At 40.8% G+C, this 15888-nt stretch carries 13 protein-coding genes; 5 read left to right on the top strand and 8 right to left on the bottom strand.

The annotated features are described in order from the left end of the window. Nucleotides 1–323 precede the first annotated feature (323 nt). The 4 genes from FTV37_RS10230 to tusA form a co-directional block, all read right to left on the bottom strand. Nucleotides 324–803 carry a hypothetical protein gene (locus tag FTV37_RS10230; protein ID WP_180002898.1) on the bottom strand — a complete coding sequence of 160 codons (480 nt, stop codon included), beginning with the start codon at nt 801–803 and terminating at the stop codon, nt 324–326. A gap of 128 nt (nt 804–931) precedes the next feature. After that, nucleotides 932–1723 carry a hypothetical protein gene (locus FTV37_RS10225; RefSeq protein WP_180002896.1) on the bottom strand — a complete coding sequence of 264 codons (792 nt, stop codon included), beginning with the start codon at nt 1721–1723 and terminating at the stop codon, nt 932–934. After that, complete coding sequence (locus FTV37_RS10220) at nt 1724–4501, bottom strand: type VI secretion system Vgr family protein (RefSeq protein WP_180063774.1); 2778 nt, start codon at nt 4499–4501, stop codon at nt 1724–1726. A gap of 133 nt (nt 4502–4634) precedes the next feature. Next, the gene (tusA, locus tag FTV37_RS10215; RefSeq protein ID WP_078189780.1) at nt 4635–4892 is read right to left on the bottom strand and encodes a sulfurtransferase TusA; all 258 of its coding nucleotides are present in this window, start codon (nt 4890–4892) and stop codon (nt 4635–4637) included. A 200-nt stretch (nt 4893–5092) separates the two neighbouring features. On the opposite strand from tusA, the gene FTV37_RS10210 reads away from it, so the two are divergent. Together FTV37_RS10210 and lnt are read left to right on the top strand one after the other, a co-directional pair. Beyond that, nucleotides 5093–5932 (top strand): HlyC/CorC family transporter, encoded by an 840-nt coding sequence (locus tag FTV37_RS10210; protein ID WP_078189781.1) that lies wholly within the window; start codon nt 5093–5095, stop codon nt 5930–5932. Then, nucleotides 5929–7488, top strand: coding sequence for an apolipoprotein N-acyltransferase (gene lnt, locus FTV37_RS10205; RefSeq protein WP_180002894.1), 1560 nt, complete (start codon nt 5929–5931; stop codon nt 7486–7488). The genes FTV37_RS10210 and lnt overlap by 4 nt, the downstream gene beginning before the upstream one ends. 83 nt (nt 7489–7571) lie before the next feature. On the opposite strand, the gene FTV37_RS10200 is transcribed toward lnt, so the two are convergent. From FTV37_RS10200 to gspF, 4 genes are all read right to left on the bottom strand, one after another. Next, nucleotides 7572–7910, bottom strand: coding sequence for a tRNA-binding protein (locus FTV37_RS10200; RefSeq protein WP_180007254.1), 339 nt, complete (start codon nt 7908–7910; stop codon nt 7572–7574). 247 nt (nt 7911–8157) lie between these two features. Further along, nucleotides 8158–8493 carry a hypothetical protein gene (locus FTV37_RS10195; protein ID WP_180063773.1) on the bottom strand — a complete coding sequence of 112 codons (336 nt, stop codon included), beginning with the start codon at nt 8491–8493 and terminating at the stop codon, nt 8158–8160. Between the two features lie 283 nt (nt 8494–8776). Then, nucleotides 8777–9214, bottom strand: a complete 438-nt coding sequence (gene gspG, locus FTV37_RS10190) for a type II secretion system major pseudopilin GspG (RefSeq protein WP_078189784.1) — start codon at nt 9212–9214, stop codon at nt 8777–8779. Between the two features lie 36 nt (nt 9215–9250). Then, a complete protein-coding gene (gspF, locus tag FTV37_RS10185; protein WP_078189785.1) occupies nt 9251–10456 on the bottom strand; it encodes a type II secretion system inner membrane protein GspF in 1206 nt (401 codons plus the stop codon). Nucleotides 10457–10606: 150 nt separating this feature from the next. Between gspF and FTV37_RS10180 the strand changes: the two genes are divergently transcribed. From FTV37_RS10180 to hslO, 3 genes are all read left to right on the top strand, one after another. Continuing rightward, nucleotides 10607–12829 carry a primosomal protein N' gene (locus tag FTV37_RS10180; protein ID WP_180063772.1) on the top strand — a complete coding sequence of 741 codons (2223 nt, stop codon included), beginning with the start codon at nt 10607–10609 and terminating at the stop codon, nt 12827–12829. Between the two features lie 79 nt (nt 12830–12908). Continuing rightward, on the top strand, nt 12909–14750 hold the full coding sequence (locus FTV37_RS10175; protein ID WP_180063771.1) for a monovalent cation:proton antiporter-2 (CPA2) family protein: 1842 nt from the start codon (nt 12909–12911) through the stop codon (nt 14748–14750). Between the two features lie 50 nt (nt 14751–14800). Beyond that, nucleotides 14801–15676: an Hsp33 family molecular chaperone HslO gene (hslO, locus tag FTV37_RS10170; protein WP_180063770.1), complete on the top strand. Its 876-nt coding sequence runs from the start codon at nt 14801–14803 to the stop codon at nt 15674–15676. Nucleotides 15677–15888 lie beyond the last annotated feature (212 nt).

Here is a 15888-nt window from a genome sequence, read left to right as displayed (position 1 = left end):
TAAAAGAAATAATTTCACTAAGCCTAAAAGGCTTTGTTGCATAAATATGTAAGCATCTGATTTAAATAAATTTAATTTTGGATCAAAAAATAATCAAAACCTTTAAAATCATATAGTTATGAAATCTTTGTGCAACAAAGCCCATCTATATTTAAGTATTATTTTTTTAAAACAAGTAATTTAATTTCACCAAAAATTTAAAATGATAGCTTTAAACCCAATATCTTTATTTAATAAACTTATAAGCCTATAAAATATTGAGTTTGCTTGAGACAACAAACCCGCTTAGGCGGGTTAATTTTAAATTATTATAAAAAAATCAACTACCTTCTTATTTCAAACGCTTGAAAGTTATTAGGATGCTTCTGTTTTCTATATTGTTCAGATTTTACAATAAATATAACATCAAACAATCCCTCATAAGAATATATATACCTATAATTACTTAATCTTGAGTCAAAATCAATTTTCTTAAAATTTAAAGAACTATTATTTTCAAAAAAATTGTCATTAAAATTTGGGATAAATTTAGTATAAAATACATTTTTACTATGTAATTTAATAACACTCCATTCAGAATCACCAACATTTTTAATTAAATTAACTTGCAAGTCTGGAAAGTTCGGGATATTAAAATATACTCCTTGCTCCTTCTTAAAGTTATTATTTTTGTGGGCTAAAATTTCTAACTTACCAAGCATTAAATCTGATTTATTAAAATCTCCATTTTTTACACAAAAAATAATTCTTTCAATTAATAATTGGTAATTAATATTATTTTTTGAAATAAATTCATTATTCATATTCAATCCATTTATCGACTTATCATTAACACTATTATTTGCATAACAGCCGAAAAAACTAGTACTTACCCATACGATTACTAGTAAAAAAATACGCATTCCATATCCCTTACAAGTATGATTTGAAATTAATTTTCGTAATAGCCATTCTCAAACAAAGGATCAAGTTGACCATTTTCCAACTTCCACGATGATACACTGAAATCATGCTCACCATCAGCATCAAATAAATCGACACCTTTACCATCCTCGGGATATTCAGGATAAATGTAAGCATTATCTCCATATTTTTTATAAAATTGACTACACCACATATATGGATTTACCACCCTAAAAGGGGGAATTTTTCCATCAATTTCAATGTATCCTTTTCCATTTGGCAAGTCATCAATGACATCATCTAAAATATCTTCTGCTTCTTCAGCACAGGTATCATTCAAAATTACATTATAAGGTTTTCCTTTAAGCACTGCCGCTTCAACTTTTGCTACTTTTTGTTTAATTTTATGAAATTTTTTTTCCGTGATATTTATTTTAAATATTTGAACAACTTCATAAATTAAATAAGAAGTTGTACTTGGCCTTTTATTTACGTATCCATTTGCATAAATTTTTTCATTTCCGTCTATCTCTTCTTCACCTTTTTTATATTCTATATCTCCCAACTCTTCTGTTGGGCCAAAACTAAAAAAGGCCTCCACAACATTATTTTTGGTTATGTAAAAGAAAGCATGGCCATAATCACTACCCTCCCCTTGCAAAATTTGAACTTTTTCAACTTTATTTTTTAAAATACCTACTTTGCGTTCAACAAAAGCTATTTCTGCTAAATTTGCTTCAAATCCAACCAACAAAGAATAATTATCAATTTTAATTTCAGTTTCAGGCTTTCCTTCTTGTGTATCAACCATTTGACTCATTTAATTATTATCCTTTAAAAAATCTTCAGCATCTTGACCAACCAAAATTCTTAATTTTTCCTTCTGCTGAGTAAAAATACGTTTTGTCATTGCGTTAATGTCACTTATTCCAGCCAAGTATTCTCCATTTGGTTTTACAATCACATATTTTTCATTTGGCATTATTTTTTGAGTATGATCTATGACCTTAATTTGTTGACTGAAGCTTTTCAGTTCATTTGGCAAGGTTGTGATTGGAACATTTACTTGTTGAGGCCCCACAAACTTATGCTGCCCTGCCTTCACCTCAAACTTACCGCTAGTAGTAGGCAATATACCCGCACTACTAATTTCAATCTGACTACCACCAGCAACTAAAACAATTTTTTTGCTTGCTTTGATTTCAACTTTATCTTCCGTGGAAATAATTTGAATACCTTTTCGTGCAATCAGATCCGCCCCATCTCCTTGGGCTTGGATTTCAACTTTGCCTTTGCCTGCATACGCGCGTAAACCTTCTTGTGCTGCAAATAGACTGATCTTGCTTTGTGCATGGGCAATCAAGGATTTTTGACTGCTAAGGTTGATGCTATCGCCTGCACTTTGGCTGATCTGCCCATCCGCTGAAAGATGAATATCTTCCTGACTACTCACAGCAATTGAGTTTGGTGCAGATAAAATCATTAAGGCTTGTTTAAAGGCATCCGCCTTTTCTTTACTGCCTTTTTCGATTTGCCGAAGGAAGTTTTTTAAATTATCCAAGACTTCAAGTGGGTCAGTTTGTTGATTTTTCGCCACTTCACTTAAAGCTTTACTGCTGTTTAAGTTGGCTTCGATTTGATCTTTTGCAGCTTGTGCGTCGAGGTGCATTGCTGCTGCTTGTTGTTGTGGGTGTGTACTAACCAATAACCCTTGACCTGCACGCACCGCGCCCCATTGGTCGGTTCTCAGTTCAAAACCTTCGCCTCTTCCCTCACTTTCTGCGGTTTCTTTGGGATGACTGAGGTTCCCTAGGTTGAGCTGAGTGGCGCCATGGGTACTTTGTAATTGTGTTGAGATTTGTCCAGTCGTGTCATCAAAGCGCAGTTGTCCAAAGCCTTCACCTTGGACTTCCTTACTTTTTATTCCAGCCAGTTTTTTGGTGTCTGGCAGTTTGCCTTTACTATCAAATTGGGTCGGACTGCGCTGTGCTTCATGTATACGTCCCACCACAAATGGTCGGTCGATATTACCGTCAAAGAAATCGATGACCACGATTTCATTAATGCGTGGCAAGAAGCGTGCGCCATAGCCTTCACCGGCCCATGGTGTAAGCACATCGACCCATGCAGAATCCATATCATTGTCATTACTGCCTGCACCACCATCATGGCTGTGATCATCACCACGGGTAAATAAAAAGCGGACTTTGATACGCCCCCATTCATCGACATGTATTTCTTCACCACTTGGCCCAACGACTTTAGCCCGTTGCGGATGGGTGCTTGGACGGTGTTCGAGTGGGTTATATGCAGGAACCGTCGCAATATTGCGGCGTTGTAATGTGAGCTGATTGGCCTGACGCTCGGCCTGTTCATGGATCGGTTTAATGTTCCACTGACTTTGTTCAATCAGTTGATTGACTTGTTCAGTAAGGTCTTTGGGTAAGTTATTTTGGTTATAGAATTTCTTTTCTGTGATTAAAAATTGTTTGTCTGCACCACTGTGTTGATCAATTTCTGGGTGTTCATTCAATTCAAACCAATAACCGACTTGTGTATCACGCACAGTCGATTGTGCATTGAATTTTTTCGATTGTAGCTCGTGATAGCGCGTTAGGTTTTGATTCAGTTTTTCAATTTGGCTATTGGATGAAGCGGTAGCTTGGTCTTCGCCTTTTAAGTCTTGCATCCATGCAGGGCTGACATGCCATGCTTGCTCTAGACTTAAGCTGGCATTGTCTTGGCTTTGGCTATGCTGATGTTTACTTTGAACTGAACCTGCGCCTTCTTCTTGGCTGAGTCCATCGGCTTGCCAGCGCTGTACATGGACCGCAGTCGGTTGAATGCTACGTTCACCGATCAAACTGGTGATGCTGTCTTGTTTTTCAGTGGCACTAGAACGATGAAAGCGGATACTACGACGGCTGAGTGCTTGATATTGGCTATTGTCATCAATCAGGCGGAGTTTTTGTTTTTCAATTGGGGCTGAGGAAGGTGGCACTTTCAGCTGCGCTTCATCGATGAGCCAATTAATGCCTTCACTACGCCAAAGACGCGTTAAAAAGTCATAATCGCTTTCATTCGACTGCATGATGAAAGGTCGTACATCATAGTTCTGACTTAAACCGCTTAGATCTAGCGTTAGACTGGCAGCAAAGAGCGGACTTTTGCTTTGCCATTCTTTAAAGAGAGTCTCACTGACTTCGCGCACCGATTTGTTCATAAACACACGGCTGTTCCTGCGTTTATGCCACAGCGATGTTGCATCTTCTAAAGTGAGTTTATACAGCGTGAGTGAACCGTCACTCTGGCCTTGGGTGGCTTCGGTAATAATACCCGTGGTGCGGAAGAGTTCGCCCTGATCGGTCACTTGATCAACGGCGACTTGTACGCCAATAAATTGTTTTAGTGGAATAAGTGCATTCGTAGATAGGCAAATCAAAGTCGCTTGCAGGCCTTGGTTTAAGACATGCTCCCCATCAATACGTTGAATAAAAAGCTCTTCATTCAACGCAGGATTGGAAAATTGCACATGAATGGCACGTTTTTGGGCGGATAAGCCTAATTTTTCAAGTATAAGAGCAATCGAATTTAACATTTTAAAAGTCTGTTTTTTAAACTTTGTATAATTATGCTGCGAATGATATAGGCTAGCCATCAGACTTGACCAGCCTATTTTATTAATAAAAATGTAACATCTTAATAATTATTATTTTTTACAATCTCTTAAATTAACCTTTCTGAACCAAATAATGGAATTCTTTATTTCCATTTTCATCAAGACGTTCTTCTTGAAGCAAAAGCTCATGACCTAAATGCATACAAAATTTCGGAATATCCCAAGAGGTCGAATTATCTGTTGCAAAAACCTCAACAATATCACCCGATTTTGATTTACGAATGGCTTGATGCAACATCATCACAGGCTCAGGGCAACGTAAGCCACGGGTGTTTAATTGAATTGATGGGGGCACAGAAGGCTCAGACATTAGAAAACTCAGTATTAAAATCTAGGGCTATTTTAGCATAATCCTAACGACCGAATGTTAGCTTGAAAAATGCAGATGATAACGTCTTAAAATGACTTGATCGCTCATCATCTAGATCAACATTAACAATAGACAACTGTATTTTCTACGGTATGATAAAATCATCATTTATTAGATATTAAGAGTCTTTAGGAAAGATCATGCAAGAGGAATCCGGCCCGTCGTGGGGCATGCGCGGCTTACGTAAATGGCTGGGCACTGCACCAGAAACCCGTGACGAACTGTTGAAATTGGTACAAGATTCACGTCGCTTCTTAGAACCCGATACAGTTGCCATGCTCGAAGGGGTACTCGACTTACCTGCAACTAAAATCCGCGAGGTCATGACCCCCCGTACTGCGATGATCAGCTTACAAGAAGATGATGAGTTATTAGATATTTTGCATGTACTTGTTGAATCTGCACACTCACGTTTCCCTGTCTTTTCTTCAGACCAGCCAGACAATGTCGTCGGTATTTTATTGGCCAAAGATTTGTTGCCATTTTTGACAGAACCGACCACCAAAGTCGATATTCGTGCATTAATGCGCCAACCCTTATTTGTACCTGAGAGCGCGCGTTCTGACCAAGTTTTACGTATGTTGAAAAATACCCAAACCCATATCGCTGTTGTGATTGATGAATATGGCACAACTTCAGGCTTAGTGACTTTAGAAGACATTCTTGAAGAAATTGTGGGTGAAATTGAAGATGAACACGACAAAGTTGATGAAGAAGCTCAATTTATCATTCCAGATGAAGACCCGTTAAGTGCAAATACATGGTTGGTTCAAGCACTTACACCAATTGAACACTTTAACAATCTTTTAGATGCTGATTTTTCAGATGATGAAGTAGAAACTGTGGGCGGCTTACTGCTACAAGAAATGGGCTTGGTCAGTGATTTACAAGGTCAAGTGATTGAACTTGAAAACTGGGAATTTACCATTTTGGAGGCAGATGCACGTACTATTCATCTGATCCGAGCTGTCCGTAAATGAGAACCTACTTTGATAAGCTGCTAAACCACTCACAACAAAAAAAACAGCTACCTTTCATCTATCCTTTGCTGATTGCATTATTTTCAGGTGCCATCTTCAGCTTGTCGCTGGCACCTTATCATTATTGGTGGTTGGCAATTTTATCTCCAGCCATTCTGTATGCCTGCCTAAGTCAACGTGCACCTAAACAATCGTTTTTCATTGGTCTAGCGTATGGCTTTGGCTTATGGTTTGTTGGGGCTTTTTGGCTCTATACCTCGATCCATGTCTATGGTGATACCAATTCAGCACTGAGTGTTTTGATGATTGCCATTATGGCGATTGTGATGGGGCTGTTTACCGCAGTTCAGAGTTGGCTCTACCGCCGCTTCTTTCCAGAAACCCCACTGACCTTTGCGCCACTGTGGGTGTTTTTCGAGTGGAGTAAAACTTGGGTCTTTACCGGTTTTCCATGGCTGTTTGCAGGTTATGCATTTACTGAACGATTCCTCGATGGCTATGCGCCATTATTCGGGATCTTTGGAGTATCTTTTGCGGTCATTGTATTGGCCTGCGCCTTGGTTGAAATCCTGCGTAAACGCATCTTTTGGATTGTTCCCTCTGCCCTTGTTTTGCTCGGTGCATGGGGTGCAGCGCAATTGCAATTTGTTCAGCCTAAAAATGAAAAACCGCTGAGTGTTTCCTTAATTCAAGGCAATATTCCACAAGATTTAAAATGGTTAACAGAATACCAAGCTCAAACCTTAATGAAATATGCGTCATTAAGTCGGACCGAATGGGGCCGTGATGTCATTGTTTGGCCAGAATCCTCCATTCCAATGTTCCAAACCGATATAGAGCCGTTTTTGGATGCGATGAAAGTCCAAGCCAATAAAACAGGTACGGCTTGGGTGACAGGTATTCCCTATTGGGATCTGGCAGAATCACAGCAAAACCAACACCCTATGTATTACAACACCATCATGGCAACTGGTGATGAATCTTCTGGTTTATACAAGAAGCAACGTCTAGTTCCCTTTGGTGAATACATTCCGCTTTCAGGGATGTTAAGTTGGGTACTGCCTGCCCTACAAAATGACCCGTCGATGAGTGGCTTTTCACGTGGTGCAAACAACCAAAAGCCTTTGAATGTTAAAGGTCATGATTTAGGTGCAGCGATTTGCTATGAAGTGGCTTATCCCAACTTAACGCGCCGTAATGCCAGTCAAAGTGACTATTTGGTGACTATTTCCAATGACGCTTGGTTTACTGGAACAGCGAGCCCACATCAGCACCTACAAATGGTTCAAATGCGTGCCAAAGAAAATGGCCGTTGGTTTATTCGTGCAACCAATACAGGTATTACCGCCTTTATTGATCATAATGGTCACATTGTGAAACAGGCACCGATGGATAAAGATGCAGTACTGCGTGGTGATTTACCTGCCATGCAAGGCGAAACACTTTACACTCGCTTAAGTGATTGGCCTGTGTTGATTTTCTCATTCTTGTTATTGGTTCTCGGTTGGATTTATCGCCCGCGTAAAGTTGATATTTCTTTTAAATCACGCCGTTAATTCCGCTACAAAAGATCAAAAAACCGAGCCAAAGCTCGGTTTTTTATTGATCAACTTTCAGGGTGCCAGCTCACCTTACTTTTTCAAAGTAACTTAGTGCCTAGGGGAATCTCTGCATCAGGCACACAAAGAGCAACATGCCCCTCTGCATTATGAAAACCTGTGACCAAACACTCTGACTGGATTGGACCAATTTGTTTTTTTGGAAAATTCACGACGGCAACGACCAATTTTCCCAATAGATTTTCCGGCTGATATAGCTGTGTAATTTGCGCACTGGATTTTTTAATGCCCAGTTCCTCTCCAAAATCCACATAAAGAATGTACGCAGGTTTACGTGCTTGCTCAAAGACTTCCGCCTGTACAATTTTCCCCACACGTAATTCAACTTTCAAAAAATCTTGCCAATCGATCTGTTGCATCTTTTCCTCTTGCTTTTCTTTGTTGTACTTCATCTGACTATCTAAGATCTGATATCTAAGCATTATAAAAATTTCATTCAGGCTGACGATATGTGAAGCAGACATTCGATGCGTCAAAACAGACAAAGCAAGGTCATCTTAGAACACGTATCACATTAATGTACGCTTTGATCTAGGCTAACTGTTCATTTGCACGAGACATAAAAAAACTGGAACAAGCTCCAGTTTGGAAAGTTTAATTTTGGGGTTATAACTGCGTAACTAAATAGGAAAGCATGGCAGCTAAAGATACCATTGGAATATATCGATAAAGACGAACAACCATTTGTTCGATTGCAGATGCATGTTCTTGTTTTAAATTTGCCACAGTCGCTTTTAATGCAGACCAAAAACTTAAAGCCAGTAATGAACTCATTAAGCTCATGGCAAAGAAGCCCACCATAATTTGGCTACTGCCCTCAGTGCTTTGCCATAAATACACAATGCCTTGACTGATCGGCAGAATACTTAAAATCAAAAGAACAGATTTCAGCATAGACCAATGAAATTGGTTAATTTCATCCGTTAATATTAATGCTTTCATACTATCCTCCATGGCTAAAAAAGTACCATAAAAGATATTATGCGCGGTTTTATTTAAATGAAAAGCCTATATTTATTCATATTTTGCGATTATTGTAATCAATAAAATTGGGAATAATTTTTATTATAAATATCACATATTTTGCATTATGTAATTTAAATTAAATTCAATAACTTAATATTAATTTTATAATTAAGATTTATTATCACTTCACTCAATATTGAAACACCCTATTAAGTGAAGTGATTAATTCCATTAAAACTGAATTTATAATTATTCTCAGTTAGTGTTTATAGTAAATATCGGCATCATTTTCTTCACCGCCAGACTGACCATCCGCACCAAATGAATAAAGATCATAAGGGCGGCCTTCAGAACCTGGAATCACATATTGGATGTCATTGTCCCAACTGTCTTTTGGATAGCCACCTTTGATGTAGCCACCTGGTAACCAGTTTTTAGCAGACTCAGGTTTAGTGACCAAAGCATTTAATCCGCCGTCTTGCATTGAAGGGAATTTACCATTGTCCATTTTGTATTGATCTAATGAGCCAGCGACACTTTTTAAAGTAATCGCTGTGGTATCAACTTTGGCTTTTTCACCACGGCCCATCACGTTCGGTACAATCAGCGCTGCCAAAACACCTAAAATGACAATGACCACCATCACTTCAATTAAAGTAAAACCCTGTTGCTTCATATTTTTTGTCTTCACTTGCATGTTACAAATCTCTGTTCACATCATTGTTCGAATGTTTTAAATCATATTATTCATATTCACGATTGGCAGCATCACAGCAATCACGATCACCAGTACAATGCTCGCCATAAATACCAACATCAGCGGTTCAAGCAACGCCAATAAAGTTGAAATTAAGGTCGTCACTTCTCGGTCTTGCATCGTCGACGCACGTTCTAGCATCCGGTCTAATTCGCCTGAACTTTCACCACTTTTGATCATTTGTACCATCATCGGTGGGAAATAACCACTTCGCTCAAGCTGTGTTGCTAAATTACCACCTTCTGTTACTTTCTCTGCCGCAAGGTTGACCGAATCTCGAATCACCCAATTATTACTGACCGCTGCGCCAATTTTTAAAGCATCGACCAAAGGCACGCCAGACTTGGTTAAAATCGACAAGGTACTGGCAAAACGAGCGGCATTAATGCCTTTAGACAGTTTTGAAAATAACGGTAATTTCAAGGTCAAACGGTCAAACGCATAATGTCCCGCTGCTGTTCTGAGGAATCGAACCAAGAGAAAAATCGAGACTACGCTACCGACCAATAAAAATGGCCAGGCCATTCGAATAAAATCACTGGCTTTCATTAAAGCGACCGTTATCCACGGCAAGGCATCTTTGCTTTGATCAAAGGTTTTGACAATATCTGGGACCACATAGGTCATGAGTCCCATCACAATCCCGAAAGACATTAACATCAGGATGATCGGATAAATCATCGCACCCTGCACTTTCTTTTGCATGGCAAAGCGATTTTCGGTGTAATCGGCAAGTTGGTCGAGAATGAGATCGAGATGGCCTGAACGCTCACCTGCTGCAATCGTGGCAATATACAGTTCAGGAAAACGTCCCGCTTGTTGTAGTGCGTTGGCTAAAGAATGTCCTTCCAAAACTTTAGAGCGCACCGACATCAACAGGTTTTGCACATGGGCTTTTTCGTTTTGTTTTCCCACAGCACGAATCGCTTCTTCTAATGGAATCGCAGCGGCAACCAAAACTGAAAGTTGGCGAGTTAATAAAGCCAAGTCATAGGCATTCAGCCCTTTTTGAAACCAGCGCTGCTGCGCGTGTTTGTCTTTTTGCTCAATCGGATCGACAGCAACTGGAATGAGTGACTGATCTCTGAGCTGTTGACGAATTTGACGCGCAGAATCACCCTCAAGTACACCCTTCTGCTGCTTCCCTGAAGCGTCTATGGCAGTAAACTGATATGCAGGCATTGTAATGCTCTAATTTTCCAAAATTTCTATCAGCGCAGTTGCGTCTGACCATCAAAATCATTCATATTCTTAGATATAAAATATGAGCTCACTCTAACACAACTCCTTTACGATCACGACGAAATTTAATCAGGAACTTATCCACGTTTTATGGCAAATTCAGCGAGCATTGCAACACCTATTTACCGCGTTCGAGTCGCCGTTCCGGTATATTTATACGACTGCTTCGATTACAGCTTAAGCCAAGAGCAATACCAAAAAGCTGAAGTAGGTGCACGCGTTGCTGTATCTTTTGGTCGGCAAAATTTGACCGGTATCATCGTGGAAAAAATTGCACCCGATGCACCACTCGATTCAAGCTTTAAACTCAAGGCCATTACTGAACTACTTGATGATCGCGCCATTTTAGATGAGAAAGTTTTAAATTTATTGACATGGTCTGCACAGTATTACCAATTTCCGATTGGCGAAGTGATGCAAAGTGCCCTTCCAACGCTGTTACGCCAAGGGAAACCCTATAATTTATTGGCACGTACATGGAATCTCCTCGACCTCCATGCCGATGACAAAATTAAGCGCTCGGAACGACAGCAAGAAGCCTATAAAATTTTAAAATTACACCCAACTGGAACTGGGGAAAATTTACTTAATTTGGCAGGTGTGGAAACTGCGACACTCAAAGCATTAGAGAAAAAAGGCATCTGCCAATGTGTCTTGGCGGAACAGGACTTTAGCCCAATGCCCATAAGCATGGCGCAAATGCCACTCATTGCAAATCCTGAGCAAAAGAAAGCCATTGATCGGGTGTTAAAGGCGCGTAATCAATATCAGGCATTTTTACTTGATGGTCTGACCGGCAGCGGTAAAACCGAAGTCTATTTACAAATCATGCAAGAGGTTCTTAAGCAAGGCAAACAGGTCTTGGTTTTGGTACCTGAAATTGGACTCACCCCACAGACCATTAGCCGTTTCCAATCACGTTTTCATTGCAATATTGCCCTACTACATTCGGGGTTGAACGATTCAAAACGTATGCAAGCTTGGCAAGCGGCGCAAACGGGCAAGGCGTCTATTATCTTAGGCACGCGTTCTGCGATTTATACCCCACTGCCGAATCTAGGTTTAATTGTGATTGATGAAGAGCATGATCTGTCCTTTAAACAACAAGAAGGCTTTCGCTATCACGCTCGGGATGTCGCACTTTACCGTGGGCATCTGGAACAATGCCCTGTAATTTTAGGTTCTGCCACGCCTAGTATCGAGTGTTATGCACTGGCGAAACAAGGCAAAATGACCGTACTGGAATTGAACCAACGTGCGGGCACCGCAGTCATGCCGAAAATGCACATCCTTGATTTGAAAGTGGCACAGAAACAGCATGGAATTAGCCAATTATTAATTGGTGAAATCCGTAAGCGCCTTGAAAAAAAAGAACAGGTGTTAGTGTTTTTAAACCGTCGTGGATATGCCCCAGTTTTAATTTGTGAAAGCTGTGCATGGCAGGCCAAATGTCCGCACTGTGATGCCAATTTCACGGTACACCGCACACCCTATCAACACCTACATTGTCACCACTGCGGCACCATTCACCGTATGCCAGAGCATTGTCCACAGTGTAATCACCAAGAACTGAAATCCGTGGGTATGGGTACAGCGAAGGTTGAAGAAAGCCTAAATGAGCTATTTCCGCAGCATGACGTTATACGGGTCGATCGTGATTCCACCAGTCGGGTCGGCAGTTGGCAAAAAATCTATGACAAGATTCAAAAAAGCGAACCTGCCATTTTACTCGGTACACAAATGCTGGCCAAAGGACATCATTTCCCTTACGTCACCTTGGTGGCGATTTTAGATATCGATTCAGGTCTACTGAGTGTGGACTTCCGTGCCATCGAGCGTACTGCACAGCTCATTGTACAAGTCACTGGGCGTGCCGGCCGTGGTGAACGTAAAGGCGATGTGTTTTTACAAACCCTAAGACCCGACCATCCGCTTTTGAATATCTTGGTCAATGAGGACTATCGAAAATTTGCCAAAGAAACCATGAAAGAACGGGAAATGGCACAAATGCCACCGTTTCGCTATGCCGCATTGGTGCGCTGTGAGTCCAAAAACCAAGAACTCAATACTGAATTTTTACAGCAACATGCCCAATTGCTGCGTCAGGACTCTGCTGGAATTATTGACATTTGGGGGCCGATTCCTGCCCCGATGGAGCGCAAAGCGGGACGTTATCAATCCCACATGGTTTTACTGTCTACAGATCGTGCGCGCTTACATTATTATCTGCGTTATTGGTGGCAAAACATCTTGCATAACAAGCCATCAAATATGAAATTGAGCCTCGATATAGACCCACAGGAACTCAGTTAAACGCGTACAATTCAGTCTGAAAATATCAGTCATACTGAATTGCAACTTTCGACCAAAAATACAACTCTAGGACGAGTAAATGTCACTACTGTTACAGATCACAATTTTCCTTGGCGCATCCTTATTGCTTGTCCCTTTGCTCAAGCGCTTTGGTATTGCAACGGTTTTGGGATATCTGTTCACTGGTATTTTGCTCGGCCCCGATGTCTTTAACATTGCCAGTGATCCCGAAGCGATCCAAGAGCTCGCTGAGTTTGGCGTGATCTTACTGATGTTCCTGATCGGCCTCGAACTGCGTCCACAGCGGCTATGGAGTATGCGTAGTTCTATTTTCGGCATGGGCAGTTTACAAGTCGGTCTGACCGGTCTGCTTTTAGCGCTAGGCAGTTTTTTTGCCTTACAACAAGGCATTGCAGCCAGTATCGTTATCGGTTTCGCTCTGGCACTCTCCTCTACTGCCTTTGTCTTGCAGATGCTGAGTGAAAAACAGCAATTAAACACCACCTATGGGCAACAATCCTTTTCGATTTTGCTGTTTCAAGATATGGCCGCAATTCCCCTGATTGCAGTCATCCCCCTGCTCGCAGGAACAGAATCATCACATCACGGAATCGCCTATTTCGCTGCAATCATTGCAACTTTTTCAGGCTTATTTTTATTTAGTCGATACTTAATGCGGCCTTTTTTCCGTTTCGTCGCGAAAAGTGGCGCGCATGAACTGATCACTGCTGTTGGCTTATTTATTGTGCTGGGTGTCGTGGTGTTGATGGATGTACTGGGCATCAGTACCACACTCGGAGCATTTCTGACCGGCGTGCTATTGGCAGACTCGGAATTCCGCCATGAACTCGAAGCCAGTATTGCTCCGTTTAAAGGGCTTTTACTTGGTTTGTTCTTTATGACCGTGGGCATGACCACAGAACTGTCGTTGTTTGTTGAAATGCCATGGTTCATTATCGGTGGTGCATTGGCACTGATGCTCATCAAAATGGCGTCACTTACGGCGATTGCGCGTTATCTTAAAAATTCATGGCGCAACAGTATTTTACTGGCGACCTGTTTGGCTCAAGGCGGTGAATTTGCCTTTGTGGTCTTTAGTGTGGCGAAAAGTGAAAATGTCGTACAGCAAGCCATTTTGGAGCCATTAACCCTCATCGTCACTTTGTCGATGGTGTTGACCCCTATGTTGTACTGGTTAATACAATCACAAATTTTGCCACGTTTTAATCCAAAAACCATCCCCGAATATGACGACATTCCGGATGAACATAATCCTGTGATTATTGCGGGCTTTGGACGTTTTGGACAAATCATTGCTCGTGTGGCGCATTTACAGCATTTGTCTTTTACCGCCATTGATAGCAACTTAGACAAAGTCGATTTCGTACGTAATTATGGTGGTCATCTGTATTATGGCGATGCCACACAACCAGATATTTTACGCGCTGCGGGCATTGAGCATGCCAAAGTGTTCGTCCTTGCCATAGATGATATTGAAGACTCAATGAACGTGGCGCGTCATATTCGTCTAAATTACCCTCAGTTAAAATTATTGGTCCGCGCACGTGACCGTCATCAGGTGCATCTGCTGCGTGATTTAGGGATTGAGCATATTTGGCGTGAAACCTATTTATCCTCTTTAGGAATGGCCTATCACATGCTGTGCGACTTAGGCATCAGCGATGAAGATGCCTATAAAAGTATCGAATTGTTCCGTGATTATGATGAAAAACTGCTGACTCAACAGCAGCAAATCTATACCGATGAACAAAAGATTTATGAAACGCATCGTAACGCTTTAGCTGAACTGGAACATTTGTTTGAAAGCGATGCGCAAGCCCGTGAAAAACCTACAGGTGTTGATTTACAACGCAGCTTACAACGTCATCGTATTGATGTCACAAGAGATGATAATGAATGACTTGTGTTTTACAATATCGTCACCATTAAAGCAGGGTTATGGAGAATTTTATGTCAGATTTACGCCAACGCTTTTTTATTGAAGATAGCCCTGTTCGTGGAGAAGTGGTTCATCTTGAAGAAGCCCTACAAACGATTCTTGCACAGCGTGACTATGCACCTGCTGTACAAATTCTCTTGGGTGAAATGCTCAGCGCGACTGCCTTGTTGGCCAGTACCTTAAAAATTAAAGGTCGTATTAGCTTACAAATTCAGGCTGCAGGCACATTTAAATGGGCAATGGCGGAATGTAATCATCTCGGTGAAGTTCGCGCACTTGCAGATTATGAAGAAGACCCGCACTTTCAAGCTGCTGAAGACAGCAGCAGGGTACTAAAAGCCTTGGTAAACCCAGTACTTTTCATTAATATCGAGCCTGAATTTGGTGAGCGTTATCAAGGGATTGTACCTTTAGACAAACCGAATTTAGCGGGTTGCTTGATGCAATATTATGATTTATCTGCACAGATCCCAACACGTATCGTCTTAGCAAGCAGCAACAGTCGTTCAGGTGGTTTACTGATTCAGTTATTACCTCGGAATAGCGAAGAAGAACAACGCCGTGTCGATGAAGATCTATGGCCACGTTTAACCATGCTGACTGAGACTCTAAAAGCAGAAGAGTTAACGTCTTTATCCGCAAATGAAATTTTATATCGTTTATATAACGAAGAAGAAGTTCGTTTACCTGAAACTGAAGCCTTAAAATTTGGCTGCACGTGTTCAAAAGAACGCTGTGCGACAGCACTTGAACAAATTGGTGTTGCTGCAGTTCGTGAAACCCTAGAGTTTCAAAACCCAATTGAAATGGATTGCCAATTCTGTAATACAAAATATACCTTTACTGCAGAAGAAGCTTTATCCCTTTTTGGTCAACACCTCAGCTAAATCATCGTGATGATTGAAAGCCTAAATCTAAGCATCCTTCGGGGTGCTTTTTTATTATTCCGATTAAATTTAGAACAGCTACTTTCTTCCGCTTAGTCGAATGGTTTCGAACTTTAGAACCTCAACATGATCAGCTGTATTTGCGATCAATTTTTTTTCGAGTAGAATCGCGCCAGAAATAAAGTCAAAAAAAACCAACAAAGCTTTATTTT

It is taken from the genome of Acinetobacter sp. YH16042 (assembly GCF_013417245.1).
GTDB classification, from domain to species: Bacteria; Pseudomonadota; Gammaproteobacteria; order Pseudomonadales; family Moraxellaceae; genus Acinetobacter; species Acinetobacter amyesii.
The sequence above is the reverse complement of the archived record's forward strand: the minus strand, read 5'-3'. Positions and strand labels throughout refer to the sequence as shown.